Below are 15,792 nucleotides of genomic sequence, written 5' to 3'. Positions count from 1 at the left end.
TACAAGGAGACAAAGATGTCGGCCACCAACGAGAAATCCGGTACGCAGCAACTGACATTCCGTCGCTACAAGGACGGCGACAGCAAGCACGTGCCCTGGAACAAGCAGATCTTCCAGGCCAGCCACACCTACAAGTGCCCGACCTACATCCAGTCGACGCCGCCCTGCCAGGGCAGCTGCCCCTCCGGCGAGGACATCCGCGGCTACCTGAACATCGTGCGCGGCGTCGAGAAGCCGCCGGTCGGCGCCGACGGCAAGCCTGTGATGCCGGTCTACGAGTACGCCTGGCGCCGCCTGACGGAAGCCAACCCCTTCCCCTCGGTGATGGGACGCGTCTGCCCGGCGCCGTGCGAGACCGGCTGCAACCGCAACGCCCTGGAGGACCACGTCGGCATCAACTCCGTCGAGCACTTCCTCGGCGAGTACGCCATCAAGAACAACCTCAAGTTCGCCGCGCCCGAAACGAAGACCGGCAAGAAGGTGGCGGTCATCGGCGGCGGACCGGCCGGCCTCTCCTGCGCCTACCAGCTGGCGCGCATGGGCCATGAAGTCACCATCTTCGACGAGCACGAGTTCCTCGGCGGCATGATGCGCTACGGCATCCCCGGCTTCCGCACCCCGCGCGACGTCCTCGACGCCGAGATCCAGCGCATCCTCGACCTCGGCGTGAAAGCGAAACTGAAGACCCGCATCGGCACAGACGTCAAGATGGAGGACATCCGCAAGCAGTTCGACGCGGTGTTCCTCGGCCTCGGCGCCCAGGGCGGCCGCGCCCTGCCCTGCGACGGCAACGACGCCCCCAACGTGGTCACCGCGACCTCCTTCCTGCGCGCCTTCAACGACGGCCGCATGAAGTACGTCGGCAAGCGCGTGGTGGTGGTCGGCGGCGGCGACACCTCGATCGACGTCGCCACCGTGGCGCGCCGCCTCGGCGCCATCGACAGCCCGAAGCCGACCGACCGGCCGGAAGACGTCATCGGCGGCCGCGCCGCCCACGACGTCGCCGAGATTTCCGCCCGCCAGGGCGCCGAGGTCGTGCTGACCTCGGTCTTCCCGGTGGACAAGATGCAGGCCAACAAGCACGAGATCGAGCAGGCCAAGGCGGAAGGCATCGACATCCGCGGCGGCTGGGCGCCGGTCGGCGTGGTGCGCGGCGCCGACGGCCGCGCCACGGCGCTGCGCGTGGCGCAGTGCGAGGCCAAGTTCGTCGGCCCGAAGCTCGAGATCAAGATGATCGAAGGCTCCGAACAGGACATCCCGGCCGACCTGATCGTCTCGGCCATCGGCCAGGCGGTCGACTTCACCGGCCTCGAGGAGTTCGACTCCGGCAAGGGCAACGTGGCCGCCGACAAGAACTACCAGGTGCAGGGCAAGCCGGGCGTGTTCACGGGCGGCGACGTCATCCGCCCGCACCTCCTGACCACCGCCATCGGCCACGGCTGGATCGCCGCCGAGGGCATCGACCGCTTCCTGCGCGGCGAGGAGCAGGACAAGCGCGCCAAGATCGACGTGCACTACTGGGACATGCAGCGCAAGCTGCTGGAGAAGGGCAAGCAGCCGCAGCCGGCCACCGAGCCGCTGCGCGGCACCGACGCCTCGAACGTCGCCGTGCACAACTACGACAACCGCTCCGACCGCTACGTCATCACGCACAAGGAGCTGTTCCTCGGCCATTTCGGCTACACGCCGCGCAACATCCGCAACGTCATCACGCTGAACAAGGAGCAGGCCCTCGGCAACTTCCAGGAGCGCCTGGATCCGCTCGACGAGAAGCAGGCGATCGCCGAGGCCAAGCGCTGCATGAGCTGCGGCCAGTGCTTCGAGTGCGACAACTGCGTGGTGTACTGCCCGCAGACCGCCGTCTATCGCGTCAAGAAGACCGAAGCGACCACCGGCCGCTACGTGGCGACCGACTACACGAAGTGCATCGGCTGCCACATCTGCCACGACGTCTGCCCGACCGGCTACATCCAGATGGGACTGGGCGAATGAAAACCCTGGCGATCGCCGTGCTGTGGGGACTGACTTTTGCCGCGGCGCACGCGGCGGAGCCCGGCCGCACGCCGCTGCCGGCCATCGCCATCGAGAAGCCCGGCCAGTGCGTCGAGCCGAAGGACGTCATCCGGCGAGACCACATGAAGCTGCTCAAGCACCAGCGCGACAAGACCATGCACGAGGGCATCCGCACGAAGAAGCACAGCCTCAACGAGTGCATCGCCTGCCACGCCAGCCAGAAGACCGGCAGCGTCACCGGCGAGGGCGGCTTCTGCCAGAGCTGCCACGACTACGCGGCGGTGAAGCTCGACTGCTGGGACTGCCACCAGCCGAAACCCGGCCAGAAGGCCGCCACGGGAGCCCGGCCATGAGCGACAACAACAGCACCAGCCGCCGCGGCTTCCTCGCCACCTCCGCCGCCGCCCTGGCGGGACTGACTTTGGCCCCCGGCATCCGCCTCGTCGAGATCGCCGCCGCCAAGCCGGAGAACGAGCCGGTCACGTCGAAAGTCCGCTGGGGCATGCTCATCGACACCACCCGCTGCCAGACCGGCTGCACGGAGTGCGTTTCCGCCTGCGGCAAGGAAAACGGCCTCGGCGAGGTGACCAAGCCGCGCACCGACGCGCAGTGGATCCGCAAGATCGACCTGAAGGACCTGAAGAGCGGCCGCGCCCTCTCGCTGCCGATGATGTGCCAGCACTGCGCCCACCCGCCCTGCGTGGACGTCTGCCCGACCGGCGCCTCGTTCAAGCGCGCCGACGGCATCGTGCTGGTCGACCGCCACATCTGCATCGGCTGCCGCTACTGCATGATGGCCTGCCCGTACAAGGCGCGCTCCTTCGTGCACGAGCCGCACACCGACCAGAACCCGGAAGTGCCGCGCGGCCAGGGCTGCGTCGAGAGCTGCACCCTGTGCGTGCACCGCGTCGACCGCGGCGGCACGCCGGCCTGCGTCGAGGCCTGCGCCGCCGCCGGCCACAACGCCATGCTGTTCGGCGACCTGAACGACCCCGAGAGCGCGATCTCCAAGCGCGTCCGCGAGGTGAAAACCACCCAGGTGCGCGCCGACCTCAAGCTCGACCTCGGCGTCCGCTACGAAGGGATTTGAAGATGGCGACTGCCTCCTACGTCGAAACCCAAAGCCGCCCCGCCGCCTTCTGGGGCCTGCTGGCCGCGGGCGGCCTGTTCATGCTGGCGGCCTTCGCCGCCTTCCTGCATTTCGAGCACAGCGGCCACGTCGTCACCGGCATGGACAACCAGATCGTCTGGGGCATCCCGCACGTCTTTGCCGTGTTCCTCATCGTCGCCGCCTCCGGCGTGCTCAACGTCGCCTCGATCGGCTCGGTGTTCGGCAAGCCGATGTACAAGGCGCGCGCGCCGCTCTCAGGCCTGCTGGCCCTGGCCATGATGGCCGGCGGCCTCGCCGTGCTGGCGGCCGACCTCGGCCGCCCCGACCGCCTCATCGTGGCGATGACGCACTTCAACTTCAAGTCGATCTTCGCCCTCAACATGATGTTCTACTCGGGCTTCTTCGCCATCGTCGCCGCCTACCTGGTGACGATGATGGACCGCAGCCTGAACGGCTACTCGAAGATCGTCGGCTTCCTCGCCTTCTTCTGGCGCCTGGCGCTGACCACCGCCACCGGCTCGATCTTCGGCTTCCTCATCGCCCGCACCGCCTACGGCTCGGCCCTGATGGCGCCGATGTTCATCATCTACTCCTTCGCCTACGGCCTGGCGGCCTTCCTCATCGTGCAGGGCTCGATGTACGCCTGGAACAAGCTGCAGCTCGACGCGCGCATCCTCGCCCGCATGAAGAACCTGCTCGCCGTCTTCGTCGGCGCGGCGCTCTACTTCACTGCCGTAATGCACCTGACCGGCCTGTACTTCGCCAAGCAGACCGATTACGAACGCTTCCTCCTGTCAGACGGCGGCATCTACACCGCCGTCTTCTGGCTCGGCCAGGTGGTGGTCGGCGGCATCCTGCCGCTGGCGCTGATCTTCGCGCCCGGCGCCACGCAGACGCGCGTTATCGCCGCCTCGGTGCTGGTGGTGCTGGGCGGCCTCGCCCAGATGTTCGTCACCATCGTCGGCGGCCAGGCCTTCCCGCTGGAGATCTTCCCGGGCTACGCCGTCAGCAGCACCTACCAGGACGGCATCGTGAACCCCTATTCGCCGGTGCTCGGCGAGTTCGCCCTCGGCTTCGGCGGCATCGCCCTGGCCTTCCTCATCACCGTCGTCGCGGTGCGCGTGCTGCGCTTCCTGCCGCAGGACGACTTCGCCGCGCTGAAGGCGTCGGACGACTGAGCGCGGCGCGCTCAGTCCGGCTACACTCTGCCGGATGCACCGCTTCCTCATTTCCGCCGCGCACAAGTCCTCCGGCAAGACGACGCTCAGCCTGGGGCTGGCAGCGGCCCTGCGCGGCCGCGGCCTCACCGTGCAGACCTTCAAGAAGGGGCCGGACTACATCGACCCGATCTGGCTCGGGCTCGCCGGCGGCCGCCCCTGCCGCAACCTGGATTTCTACCTGCAGCCCTACGCCGAGATCCTCGACAGCTTCGCCCGCCACGGCGCGCATGCCGACGTCGCCCTCGTCGAGGGCAACAAGGGCCTCTACGACGGACTCGACCTGGCCGGCAGCAACAGCAACGCCGCGCTGGCGGAACTGCTCGGCCTGCCGGTGGTGCTGGTGCTCGACGCGCGCGGCATGACGCGCGGCATCGCCCCGCTGATCCTCGGCTACCAGGCCTTCGACCGCAACATCCGCATCGCCGGCGTCATCCTCAACCGCCTCGGCGGCACGCGCCACGAGGCCAAGCTTCGTTCAGTCATCGAGCACTACACCGACGTGCCGGTGCTCGGCGCCGTGCTGGAGAACCCCGAACTGGCCATCGTCGAGCGCCACCTCGGCCTGATGCCGGCCAACGAGGCCGCCGCCGCCGAGGCGCGCATCGCCGCCATCGCCAAAATCGTTTCGGAGCAGGTGGACATCGACCGCCTGCTGCAGGTGACCGCCACCGACAAGCCGCTCAAGCCCGCCATGGTGGCGGCCGTTCCGGCTGAACAGCCCACCGTGCGCGTGGGCATCGCCCGCGACCCGGCCTTCGGCTTCTACTACGCCGACGACCTCGACGCCCTGAAGCAGGCCGGCGCCGAGCTGGTGTTCTTCAGCCCCATCGCCGACAAGGCCTTGCCCGAGGTGGACGCCCTCTTCCTCGGCGGCGGCTTCCCGGAGTGCTTCATGCGCGAGCTGGAGGCGAACAAGGGCATGCGCGAATCGATACGCGCCGCCATCGAGGCGGGACTCCCCGCCTACGCCGAGTGCGGCGGCCTGATGGTCCTCGCCCGCAGCCTCGCCTGGCGCGGCGAGAAGCGCGAGATGGCCGGGGTGATCGCCGCCGACGTCGTCATGCACGAGAAGCCGGTCGGGCGCGGCTACGTGCGGCTGGCGCCCACCGCCGCCCATCCCTGGCTGCACGAAAACAGCCATCCGGACGAGATCCCGGCGCACGAGTTCCACTACTCCAGCCTGGAGAACCTCGACCCGGCCACCTGCTTCGCCTACGAGGTGAAGCGCGGCCACGGCGCCGACGGCGCCCACGACGGCATCGTCCACAAGAACCTGCTGGCCTCCTACACGCACCTCAGGAGCGCCGGCAGCTGCAACTGGGCCGCCCGCTTCGTCGGCTTCGCCCGGCAGTGTCTGGAAACCGCTTCCCACCCCAACCCCTGAATAGGACAAGACCGACCATGTTTACCCTGACCCCCGCCGCCGCCACCCGCATCCTCGACTCTGCCCAGCAGAGCGACGCCGTCGGCATGGCCCTGCGCGTCGCCGCCAAGCTCGAGGAAGACGGCCAGATCGCCTTCGGCATCGGCTTCGACGACGAGCGCGAGCACGACCTTTCCTACGAATGCGAGGGCCTCACCGTCCTCATCGCCCCGCCCAGCCGCGACCTGCTGGAAGGCATGCTGCTCGACTTCGTCGAGGTCGAGCCGGGCGAGTGGCAGTTCGTCTTCATGCAGACCCAGGCGCCGGGCGGCAGCTGCCCGCCCTCCAGCTGCGGCGGCTGCGGCAGCCGGGGCGGTTGCGGATCAGCAAGCTGAGCCGTAGCGACAGGTATAATGCCGGCCAACCTGCAATGAATGCGGCCGCGCACTGAAGCGGCCACCATCACGTCGAAGCCATGGATTTCCTGCCGATCTTCCTGAACATCAAGGGCGCCCGCTGCCTCGTCGTCGGCGGCGGCACCGTCGCCGCACGCAAGTCCGGCCTGCTGCTCGGCTGCGGCGCCCGCGTCGCCGTCGTCGCCCCGGAACTGGGCGAGGCCCTTGCCGGAGAAAAGGCCGCCGGCCGCATCGAGCACATCGCGGCGCGCTTCGAGGAAACCCACCTCGCCGGCGCGGCGGTGGTGATCGCCGCCACCGACGACCATGCGGTAAACGAAGCCGTCTCGCGCGCTGCGAAGGCGCGCGACCTGCCGGTGAACGTCGTCGACTCGCCCGAGCTGTGCAGCTTCATCTTTCCGTCCATCGTCGACCGCTCGCCGATGATCGTGGCGGTGTCGACCGGCGGCGCCTCGCCGGTGCTGGCGCGCCTGATGCGGGCGAAACTGGAAACCCTGCTGCCGGCCACCTACGGCCGCCTGGCGCAACTGGCCAACGGCCTGCGCGACCGCGTCAAGCAGCATTTCGCCAACCCGGCGCAACGGCGCATCTTCTGGGAGAAAATGCTCGGCGGGACTTTCGCCGACCTGGTGCTGGCCGGCAAGGGCAAGGAAGCGGAGCAGTATTTCGAGCAGCAGCTCGGGGCCACGCAGGACGCGCCGCCGCGCGGCGAGGTCTATCTCGTCGGCGCCGGCCCCGGCAACCCGGATCTCCTCACCTTCCGCGCGCTGAAGCTGATGCAGCAGGCCGACGTGGTGGTGCACGACAACCTGGTCTCGCCCGCCATCGTCGAACTGTGCCGGCGCGACGCCAGCCGCATCTATGTCGGCAAGCAGCGCAACGACCACACCCTGCGCCAGGAGGAGATCAACGCCCTGCTGGTGAAGCTGGCCAAGGAAGGCAAGCGCGTGCTGCGCCTGAAGGGCGGCGACCCCTTCATCTTCGGCCGCGGCGGCGAGGAGATCGAGACGCTCACCGCCAACGGCATCTCCTTCGAGGTGGTGCCCGGCATCACCGCGGCGGCCGGCGTCGCCTCGTACTCAGGCATTCCGCTCACCCACCGCGACTATGCCCACGCCTGCGTCTTCGTCACCGGCCACCTCAAGGACGGCACGATGGACCTCGACTGGACCGGCCTGGCGCGGCCGCAGCAGACCGTCGTCTTCTACATGGGCCTGCACGGCCTGCCGGTGCTGTGCAAGGAACTGGTGGCCCACGGCCTGCCGGACAGCACCCCGGCCGCCATCGTGCAGCAGGGCACCACCAACCGCCAGCGCGTCCTGATCGGCACGCTGGCCAGCCTGCCGCAACTGGCGCAGGACGCCCAGCTCAAGCCGCCGACCCTCATCATCGTCGGCGAGGTGGTCCGGCTGCACGACAAGCTGAAGTGGTTCGACCCCGCCGGCGCGCCCGACGTCGGCAGCTGGAAGAAGGACGACAAGGCCTCCGCCTGACCGGAGGCCGGCCGGGCCCGCCCCGGCCGCTTCGCCTACTCTCCCCCGCCGCCCGGATGAACCGGGCCGCCCGCGCAGGCCGACAGCAGGATGGCCACCGTTACCATGAGCAAGGCAATGGCAAGGGAGCGAAAGGTGTCGGAATGAAGGACTTCGACGAGTTTGTTCTTCATGGCTTCCTCCTTGTCGTGGGTGAGGCGATTTCAGTATAGACCCTGCCGACAAAACAAAAGGCGCGGGAGCCTTCGCCCTCGCGCCTTTCGCACTTCCCTCAAACCCCGGGCATCCCCGCCGCCGCCTGCCCGGCCGCCATGCTTACAGGCGCTGCGCGGATCGGGGGATCCCGGTTAGTTCCTGCCCGCGTTCCCTGAGCCGGGAGGGGCAGGCAATCGCACTTGCTGGAACGAATCGTAGGCGGCCCGGGCAGAAAAGTCCGTGAATTGCGTCACGCAATGGCGGGCTTCCGGAAAATTTTCCCTCACCGCTCCCGCCCGGCCTCGTGCCAGGCCTTCTGCACGGGGGAAAGCAGGTACTCGAGCACGCTGCGCCGGCCGAGGAGGATCTCCGCCGTGGCCTGCATGCCGGCGGCGAGCGGCAGACGTTCGTTGTCCTGTTCAAGCTGCATCGCCTTCAGGGCCACCAGCGCGCGGTAGGTCAGCGGTGCGGTCTTCGCACCCTTCTCCGCCACACCGCCGTTTTGCTGCCCCTGCGTGTTGCCGTCGGCCGCGTCCGCGCTGACGTGCTCCACCGTGCCTTCCACCATGCCGTACTTCTGGAAGGGAAAGGCGGCGAGCTTCACCTTCACCGGCTGGCCCTGGCGCACGAAGCCGATGTCCTGGTTCGACACCCACACCTCGGCACGCAGCAGGTCGTCCTTCGGTACCAGCGTCAGCAGCACCGTTCCCGGCTGCACCACCGTGCCGGCGGTGTGCGTGGCGATGTCCTTCACCACGCCGGCCTGCGAGGCCTTTAGCTCCAATAGTCCTTCGCGATGCGTCTGCTTGGCCCGCTCCTGCTCGAGCTTGTCCACCTGCCCCTGCACCTCGTTGCGCTCGGCGAAGAGCTGGCGGCGGTGGTCGGCGTCGATCTGGGCGAGGCGCTTCTCCGACTGCGCCGTCGAGGCGCGCGCCGACGCGATGACGTGCTCCTGCGTGGCGAACTCCTGTTCCTTCTCGATGCGCTCGCGTTTCTTGTCCGAGGCCATCAGCGGACCGGCGAAGCCATCCTTCGACAGCTTCTCGAAGGCGGCATCCTGGGCGCGATAGTGCGGCAGCGTCTCGGCGAGCTTGGCCCTGACCTGCTGCGCGGCGGCCATCTCGCGGCGCGCCTTCTCCAGCTTCGCCCGCTCTTCGGCCAGGGCCGCCTCCAGCGCGGCGCGGTTGGCCTTGAGCTGCGCCTCGACCTCGCGCACCAGCCCCGCCGGCGCGCCCGCCTCCGGCCTGAACTCCGCCTGTCCCAGTTCGGCATCGATGCGGGCAAGCGTCAGGCGCTTGCGGTAAAAGTCAGCCTCCAGGGCACGGCGATCCGCCGCCGAGAGCTGGGTGTCCATGCGCATCAGCACCTGGCCCTCCGCCACCTGCTGGCCCTCGCGCACCAAAATTTCTTTCACGATGCCGCCTTCTGCCGGCTGCACGATCTTGAGAAAGCTGTGCGGCACCAGCTTGCCCTCGGCCACGGCAACGATATCGAGCTGCCCGACCACGGCCCACACCAGCAGCCCGGCCAGCAGGCCGACAAGGACATGGATCACCCGCCGCCCCAGCGGTGAGGGCGGCGATTCCTGCAGACGGACCAGCGGCGGGGAGAATTCCGCCGGGTCCACCTGCGGCAGCGACAGCTTGCCGATCAGCGGGCTCATCTCCAGGCGATCCTGTCGATGCCTTCCTGCAGGCCGCGGAAGCCGCGCAGAGAGTGCCCGGAGCCGGGATCCAACGTGATCGGGTCGATCCCGCCCCACGCGGGCGCCCGTCCGCCGCCGCCCAGGCCCGTCAGCTCCCGCAGGTCGACGCCCTGCATCGGCCTCTCCCAGGCGGACCTGCCATCACTCTCGCCCAGCAGCCGCGCCAGAGAGCGTTCCATCTCTGCCCAGCGGCGGTAGAAATCGTCTTCCCGGCGAATGCCATTGCCCCGGGCCTCGTCCGAGGCCGGGTCCCGATAGCGGCCGGCCACCCCGAGTTCGAGGCAGGCCGGGCCAACGCGTTCCGCCCTCCCCCAATTCCTGATCCAATCGTCGTACGAACGATCCCGGTCGACGCCGCCAAGCCTGTCCTCATCGCGGCGTCCGCCCGCCGACCCGGGATGCCCCGGCCCAGTGCCCGGTCCGTCGTTCCAGTTGTCGCCGTGCCCGGGCAGCGGCGGATCATCGCCGTTGCCGACGCCTTCGTTGCCCGTCGGAACGTGCGTGCTGTGTCCCAAGGCGATCCTGAAAACATCCGATGCCGTCGAACACTCGCCGTGGCCATCGCTTGCCACGACCCTAACTTCGATGCTGCCTCGCCCGCCGCCGGGAGCGGTGCCGCTGAAAGTCTGCGTAGCGGCATCGAATTTGAGCCAGTTCGGCAGCGGCTTGCCGTTGGCCAGGGTGGCGGTATAGCCCAGCGCATCGTTGCGATCACGGTCGCCGAAGCTGCCGGCCGGGATCTGCCAGGAAAAAGCCGCGCCCCGTGCCAGCTGCACATCCGCAAGCCTTCTCAGGAGGACCGGCTCGTCGTTCGAGCCATGCACGGTTATGGCAAGGTCGCCACTGCTCCGGCCCGTGCCGTCGCTGGCAAGATAGGTGAAACGTTCGACAGCGGTTTCGCCTGCTCCCAGTCTCTGCACTGCCGGCGAGAAATTGTCGAGCCAGTAGGCGTAGTTGCCGTCTGGCATGATGCCAAGCAGGCCATACTCGCCGCGCCGGATGCCGGGATCCGCAACCGAGAGGCCGCCGTCTTCCGGGTCATGGTCGTTGGCGAGCACGTTGCCCCATGCAAGCTGCCTGCGGTCTTCCGTTACCTCGGCGTTGTCCGCGGCGGTCACAGGGGGCAAGTCGTTAGCCATTACTTCCAAAGAAAAGATTTGGTTCGCTTCGGCGCCAGCAACATCCGTCGCGGTAACGCGCACTGAGAAGCTGCCGGCCACCGTAGGCGTACCGCTGAAAGTGCCCGTGGCAGCGTCAAAGCCGAGCCACTCGGGCAGCGTACTGCCATCGGCAAGGCTGGCCGAGTAGGACAGTACGTCACCGTCATCGACGTCGCTGAAAGCCTCTTCCCCGATGGCAAAGGCAAAGGCCTCGCCCTCGATGAACTGCCGGTCGGGAACGATCGAAGCGGCTTCCGGCGCATCGTTGGTATTGACGACTTCGATGCGCAGCGACTCCGCCACGGACGCGCCGTACTCATCGGCGGCACGGACAACGACGTCGAGCGAGCCGACGTCGGAGTTTTCCGGCACGCCGGAGAAGGAGCGCGTGGCCGGGTCGAAGGCGAGCCACGATGGCAGTGCGCGGCCATCGGCCAGCATCGCACCGTATTCGAGCATTCCTCCCTCCGGATCGACAAAGGCACCCGCCGGCACGGCATACGCGAAGACGGCGTCCTCCTGCGCCGTCTGCGCCTCGAGCGGCTGACTGGCCACCGGCGCGGCATTCATCAGCGCGGCCGCCGTGATCGCGGCGCCGTCGGCAAAGCGCAGCTGCCACAGCGCGGCCTGCTGGCGCGGCCAGTCGCGGATGCGCACGGCGTCGCCGGCGCCGTATTCGATGAGCAGATCCTCGCCCTCGCGCCGCCAGGCGAGGTCCGCCGCGGCAATGCCGGCACCGAAGGCGAGAATGCCGCCTTCGTCCGTGCCGCCGTTCGTCTCGTCGATCAGGTCGGCGCCATCGCCGCGGTTGAAGACATACTGGTCCCTTCCGCCGCCGCCCTCCAGCACGTCATCGCCCGCGCCGCCGGCCAGGGTATCGTTGCCTTCGTGGCCGTAGAGACGGTCCAGCTCGCTGGTGCCGGAAAGGACGTCGGCGGCGGCGCTGCCGGCGATGTCGAAGCCGCGGGCCATCAGTTCCGCCCAGCTGAGCTCCTCGCCCCCGGCGAAGCGGAAGCGCTCGATGCCGGCGCCGGCTTCGGCCCGCGCCGGATCGAAGGCGTCTAGATGCAACTCGTCGCCGTTGCCGCCGATGCGGATCAGCAGCGAGCCGAGCCCCAGGCTCAGCATGTCCGGCGTGATGCCGGCGCCGAACTCGACGGTGTCGATGCCCGCCTCGTCCTGCGCCTCGAAGACTCGATCGATGCCGTCGCCGAGGCCGATGCGATAGGTGTCCGAACCGGCGTCGCCGACGAGACGATCGTTCCCCGTTCCGCCGTCCAGCACATCGTCGCCGGCGCCGGCCCGGATGACGTCATCGCCGCCAAGGCCCAGCAGCGCCTCCGCCTGGTCGCTGCCCGCCAGCTCCTCGCTTTCCTCGGTCCCCATGACGACCTGCAGGTTCGGCACAGGCGGCGCCAGGGCGATCATTTCCCTCATCGACAGTTCCATGCCGTCGGCGAAACGGAAGACTTCGACACCCGCGCCGATGGCATCGTCAACATTCGGCACCACGACGCGCAGGAAGACCGCACCGTTCATCGATATATCGAGGGTTCTCCGCGGCGGTTCGGACGGAACGTCCGGCTCGAACGGATCCACGCGCTGCCACGTTCCCCACGAGCAAGCCAGGTCCTGCAGTTCGACGTCCGGCGCGAATTCGACCGTGTCCTGCTCGATGACCCCGTTGGCGTACAGCGGCTCGAGCGCCGCATAGTCGTCGGCGGCTGCGGGAGGCAACACCGTCAGCGGTTCGACGTACGAGGGCTCGAGGCCCCAGTAGTCACCGTCCACGTCCTGTGCGGCATATTCGAGAGCTTCCTCGCGCGTATCGAAAAAGCGGGCGGCTTCCCAGCCCCATTCCAGGAAACCAAGCGCCCAGCGACCGCCGAACTCATGGCGAATCTCCCAATCGTCGATGCCCAGCGCCTCATAGAAGCGGCGCGTGAAATCATCTGAATTCTGGCCGTGGCTCCAGACGATGTCGGTGCCGCCTTCATCCGCCGAGACCAGAAAGCGTGTCGCCCAGCCGCGTCCCTCCAGGTAATCGCTGCCGGCGCCGCCCGCCATCACCTCGCCGCTGAGCAGGATGTCATCGCCCGCACCGCCGTAGAGAAAACCGCCATAGTTCACGAGATCGTTTCCGCCACCCGCGTCCACCACGTCGCCGCCGTCAATCCTGTTGTCGCCGTCGCCGCCCCGCACGATCTGCACGTTTTGCGTCGTCGTCAGGTAGGAGGCGTTCGCATAACTCCAGCGCGGATTCAGCGTCGTATAGTAGGGAATGCCGTGATAGACGTCCGGCTCGGCATCGACGATCCGCCCCATGGCACGCCCCTGGACGTAATCCAGCGTACGGACGGTCGAGCTCCAGCCGACGACCTCCTGAGAGTAGGTTCCCCCGTAGATCGGACCCGATCCACCGTTCGAGGTACTCAGGATTCTCGGTCCGGTCCAGGTCGTCGTCCAGGCCAGTTCCACGTAACGGCTGTCCTGGCGGAAACTTGTCGTCCGGTAGGCCGTACTTGAACCGATGACGCTATCGTTGCTATCGACGACATTCACCCGGTAGACGGCGCTGTACTCGGAAATTCCGGCCGAGCTCACGTAAGTCCAGTCGTTCATGCTCCTGGTCGTAGTGCTCGTAGAAGTAGCGCCCGTACTCCACCACTGGTAAGTCGTGGTGTCGGTCTGGGTGCCTTCGGTAAAACTGGCCTCGGCCGTGCTGAACCGGACCCGTTTGTAGCTACCATCTGCCTGCACCTGGTAGCCCTGCGCCAGCAGCGAGGAGAGAAAGCCGCTGCGCTGGTTCGCCAAGTATTCCTCGCGCTGCAACGCCAGCCAGTTCTCCCTGAGCACGTGCGATGCCTGGATCAAGGCAGCGGTATCGCTCTCGCCGCCCGCGCTGTCGAATACGCGCCATGGCGTGGCCGTCGCGAAGTAATCGACGATGCGGGCATGGCCTGCGTCGCCGCGCACGGCCAACAGCAGGTCGTCGCCGTCCCGCACGGCGTCGATGTCGGCGAAGGCCAGCCCGCCGTCGAGCCGAATAGCGTTCTCGCCCGAATCGACGATGCGGTCGCGTCCCATGCCGAAGCCGACCCGGTAGCTGTCCCGGCCCTCGCCGCCCTGCAGTTCGTCGTTGCCGCCGGCCCCGTCGAGCGTATCCTCGCCGCCGTGACCGAGCAGGACGTCGGCGTAGGGCGTGCCGACGAGCACATTGTCGCCCTCGCCGCCTTCGACCAGCGAGACCAGGGCCGCCATTTCCGCCTCGCCCACCGCACCGTCGTCGAACTCGATGCGCTCGACGCGGTTGCCCGGATCGGCATACCAGCCGGCCATCGTCACGCTGCCCAAGTCGTCGGCAAGCTGCGCAATGAGGTCATCTCCCCGGCGTTCGATCCGCACCTCGGCCTGCGTGATGCCCCCGATGAAGCGCAGCGTGTCGGTCCCGCCGTCCTCGACGATAAGGTCGTCGCCGTCGCCAAGCTCGTAGGTGTACAGGTCGTCGCCTGCGCCCCCGGCCAAGCTATCGTTGCCCGCACCGCCGTGCAAGCTGTCCGCCCCGTCCCAGCCTCCCAGCGTATCGTCGCCGCCGTAGCCCTGCAGCACGTCTTCCCCTTCGCTGCCCAGCGCCTGCACGGCATTGCGGTAGGCGCTATTGAGGAACTGCTGCCTCGTCAGGATTTCGCCATCGGCTGAGACGTAGCTCAGATCGAGCGCGGCAATATCGCCCTGGATGAGTATCCCCTCGTTCTCGCCCTCGAAGCCCAGCGTGGTCCACGTCTGCCCGCCCACATTGCTGAGGGTGGCCTGCAGGGCATAGGAGTCGACATCCGCAGCGAAGGCAATGCGGTCGCCCGCCCCGGCGTCCAGCACGGCGTCTTCGAGATCGACGACGAAGGTGTCGGCGCCCGCGCCGCCTTCCATGACGTCGGCGCCGGCGCCGCCGTCGAGCCAATCGTCGCCATCGCCGCCGCCCAGTCCGTCGTTGCCGGCCCCGCCCAGGAGCGTGTCCGCGCCCGCCTCGCCGTAGAGCAGATCGTCGCCGTCCTCGCCCTCCAGCCGATCGTCGCCCGCGTCGCCGTGCAACTCGTCCTTGTCCGCCCCGCCGTAGAGAAAGTCGTTGCCGCCGTAGCCGCGCAGGTAGTCCTCGCCGGCGCCGCCGTCGAGGACGTCGGTGCCGTGGTATTCGGCGGCGACATCGTCGGCATCCCCCGCCAGCGTGTCGTTGCCCGCACCGCCGAAAAGCATGTCGGCGCCGCCCGCGCCGACCAGCAAGTCATCGCCATCGCCGCCGTCGAGCGTGTCGTCGCCGTGCTTCGCCGCCGGCAACGAGGCGTCGTCGCCCATCAGCGTGTCGTTGCCCTCGCCGCCGGAGAGCACGTCGTTGCCACCCTGGCCGTACAGACTGTCGTTGCCGGCACCGCCGTCGAGTTCGTCGTCGCCGTGGTAGCGGACATCCAGCCGGCTGTGGTCGGCGTCCCCCGCCAGTACGTCATCCCCCTCTCCGCCGAACAACAGGTCCGCGCCGCCGTCGCCCCTCAGGTAGTCGTCGCCCGCGCCGCCTTCCAGCACGTCGCGGCCATGGGCTTCCGGATAGGGGTAGAACCAGAGCATGCCGGACTCCTGCAGCATGTCCCCTCCCAGACCGTCGCCGAAAATCGTGTCCCGCCCCTCTCCGCCGTCGACATAATCCCCCTCCGAGCCGCCCACCAGGAGATCGGCATCGTCGCCGCCCAGGATGGCATCCTCGCCCAGCCCGCCATAAACCACGTCCTCGCCCGCGCCGGCATCGATCGCATCGCCTTCGTCGCCCTCGACGACGCCATGACCGAAGTCCGACCAGACGGCCGTCCACGGATCGACGCCGGCGAGCGGCGGCAGGCTCACGGTGTTGCCGCTGAAGACCAGCCCGCCGAAGCTGCCCATGGCAAAGCGGTAGTGGTCGTCGGGGGTCTTGATGGCGTAGCTGAGGTTGCCTCCGCCCAGGATGTAGTCGCGTCCCTCGCCGCCGGCAATCGCATCCGCCCCGACGCCGCCGTCGAGGAAGTCGTCCCCGTCCCCGCCGTCGAGGAGATCGTCATCCGCCCCGCCCTGCAGCGCATCGTTCCCCGCC

The 15,792-nt window shown here is 68.3% G+C and carries 10 protein-coding genes; 7 read left to right on the top strand and 3 right to left on the bottom strand.

Annotated elements, in window-relative coordinates; all coding sequences use genetic code 11:
• Positions 1-15 precede the first annotated feature (15 nt).
• The 7 genes from ROZ00_02765 to cysG all read left to right on the top strand — a co-directional run bounded on the left by ROZ00_02765 (position 16) and on the right by cysG (position 7,616).
• Positions 16-1,992 carry an NAD(P)-binding protein gene (locus ROZ00_02765; protein MDT3735127.1) on the top strand — a complete coding sequence of 659 codons (1,977 nt, stop codon included), beginning with the start codon at positions 16-18 and terminating at the stop codon, positions 1,990-1,992.
• Positions 1,989-2,366, top strand: a complete 378-nt coding sequence (locus ROZ00_02760) for a hypothetical protein (protein ID MDT3735126.1) — start codon at positions 1,989-1,991, stop codon at positions 2,364-2,366. Before ROZ00_02765 ends, ROZ00_02760 begins: the two co-directional genes overlap by 4 nt.
• Entirely contained in the window at positions 2,363-3,103 is a 741-nt protein-coding gene (locus tag ROZ00_02755; protein MDT3735125.1) for a 4Fe-4S dicluster domain-containing protein, read from the top strand. The genes ROZ00_02760 and ROZ00_02755 overlap by 4 nt, the downstream gene beginning before the upstream one ends.
• A gap of 2 nt (positions 3,104-3,105) precedes the next feature.
• Positions 3,106-4,302 (top strand): NrfD/PsrC family molybdoenzyme membrane anchor subunit, encoded by a 1,197-nt coding sequence (gene nrfD / locus ROZ00_02750; GenBank protein MDT3735124.1) that lies wholly within the window; start codon positions 3,106-3,108, stop codon positions 4,300-4,302.
• A gap of 34 nt (positions 4,303-4,336) precedes the next feature.
• On the top strand, positions 4,337-5,728 hold the full coding sequence (locus ROZ00_02745) for a cobyrinate a,c-diamide synthase (protein ID MDT3735123.1): 1,392 nt from the start codon (positions 4,337-4,339) through the stop codon (positions 5,726-5,728).
• Positions 5,729-5,745: 17 nt separating this feature from the next.
• The gene (locus tag ROZ00_02740; GenBank protein ID MDT3735122.1) at positions 5,746-6,102 is read left to right on the top strand and encodes an iron-sulfur cluster assembly accessory protein; all 357 of its coding nucleotides are present in this window, start codon (positions 5,746-5,748) and stop codon (positions 6,100-6,102) included.
• 80 nt (positions 6,103-6,182) lie between these two features.
• Entirely contained in the window at positions 6,183-7,616 is a 1,434-nt protein-coding gene (gene cysG, locus ROZ00_02735; protein ID MDT3735121.1) for a siroheme synthase CysG, read from the top strand.
• Positions 7,617-7,651: 35 nt separating this feature from the next.
• Here cysG and ROZ00_02730 read toward each other — a convergent pair whose 3' ends face one another.
• The 3 genes from ROZ00_02730 to ROZ00_02720 all read right to left on the bottom strand — a co-directional run bounded on the left by ROZ00_02730 (position 7,652) and on the right by ROZ00_02720 (position 15,605).
• Positions 7,652-7,789, bottom strand: a complete 138-nt coding sequence (locus tag ROZ00_02730) for a hypothetical protein (protein MDT3735120.1) — start codon at positions 7,787-7,789, stop codon at positions 7,652-7,654.
• 305 nt (positions 7,790-8,094) lie between these two features.
• Positions 8,095-9,474: an HlyD family type I secretion periplasmic adaptor subunit gene (locus tag ROZ00_02725; GenBank protein MDT3735119.1), complete on the bottom strand. Its 1,380-nt coding sequence runs from the start codon at positions 9,472-9,474 to the stop codon at positions 8,095-8,097.
• Complete coding sequence (locus ROZ00_02720; GenBank protein ID MDT3735118.1) at positions 9,471-15,605, bottom strand: putative Ig domain-containing protein; 6,135 nt, start codon at positions 15,603-15,605, stop codon at positions 9,471-9,473. Before ROZ00_02720 ends, ROZ00_02725 begins: the two co-directional genes overlap by 4 nt.
• Between the last annotated feature and the right edge of the window lie 187 nt (positions 15,606-15,792).

The organism is Denitratisoma sp. (assembly GCA_032027165.1).
Classification (GTDB): domain Bacteria; phylum Pseudomonadota; class Gammaproteobacteria; order Burkholderiales; family Rhodocyclaceae; genus Desulfobacillus.
Note: the sequence above shows the minus strand (reverse complement) of the source record. Positions and strands in the feature narration are given on the sequence as shown.

Bases quoted from the DNA above. Each gene is read 5' to 3' on its own strand.
- ROZ00_02755 (MDT3735125.1), top strand. From the start codon at position 2,363: ATGAGCGACAACAACAGCACCAGCCGCCGCGGCTTCCTCGCCACCTCC.
- ROZ00_02725 (MDT3735119.1), bottom strand. From the start codon at position 9,474: ATGAGCCCGCTGATCGGCAAGCTGTCGCTGCCGCAGGTGGACCCGGCG.
- cysG (MDT3735121.1), top strand. From the start codon at position 6,183: ATGGATTTCCTGCCGATCTTCCTGAACATCAAGGGCGCCCGCTGCCTC.
- ROZ00_02745 (MDT3735123.1), top strand. From the start codon at position 4,337: ATGCACCGCTTCCTCATTTCCGCCGCGCACAAGTCCTCCGGCAAGACG.
- ROZ00_02740 (MDT3735122.1), top strand. From the start codon at position 5,746: ATGTTTACCCTGACCCCCGCCGCCGCCACCCGCATCCTCGACTCTGCC.
- ROZ00_02765 (MDT3735127.1), top strand. From the start codon at position 16: ATGTCGGCCACCAACGAGAAATCCGGTACGCAGCAACTGACATTCCGT.
- nrfD (MDT3735124.1), top strand. From the start codon at position 3,106: ATGGCGACTGCCTCCTACGTCGAAACCCAAAGCCGCCCCGCCGCCTTC.
- ROZ00_02720 (MDT3735118.1), bottom strand. From the start codon at position 15,605: ATGGGCAGCTTCGGCGGGCTGGTCTTCAGCGGCAACACCGTGAGCCTG.
- ROZ00_02730 (MDT3735120.1), bottom strand. From the start codon at position 7,789: ATGAAGAACAAACTCGTCGAAGTCCTTCATTCCGACACCTTTCGCTCC.
- ROZ00_02760 (MDT3735126.1), top strand. From the start codon at position 1,989: ATGAAAACCCTGGCGATCGCCGTGCTGTGGGGACTGACTTTTGCCGCG.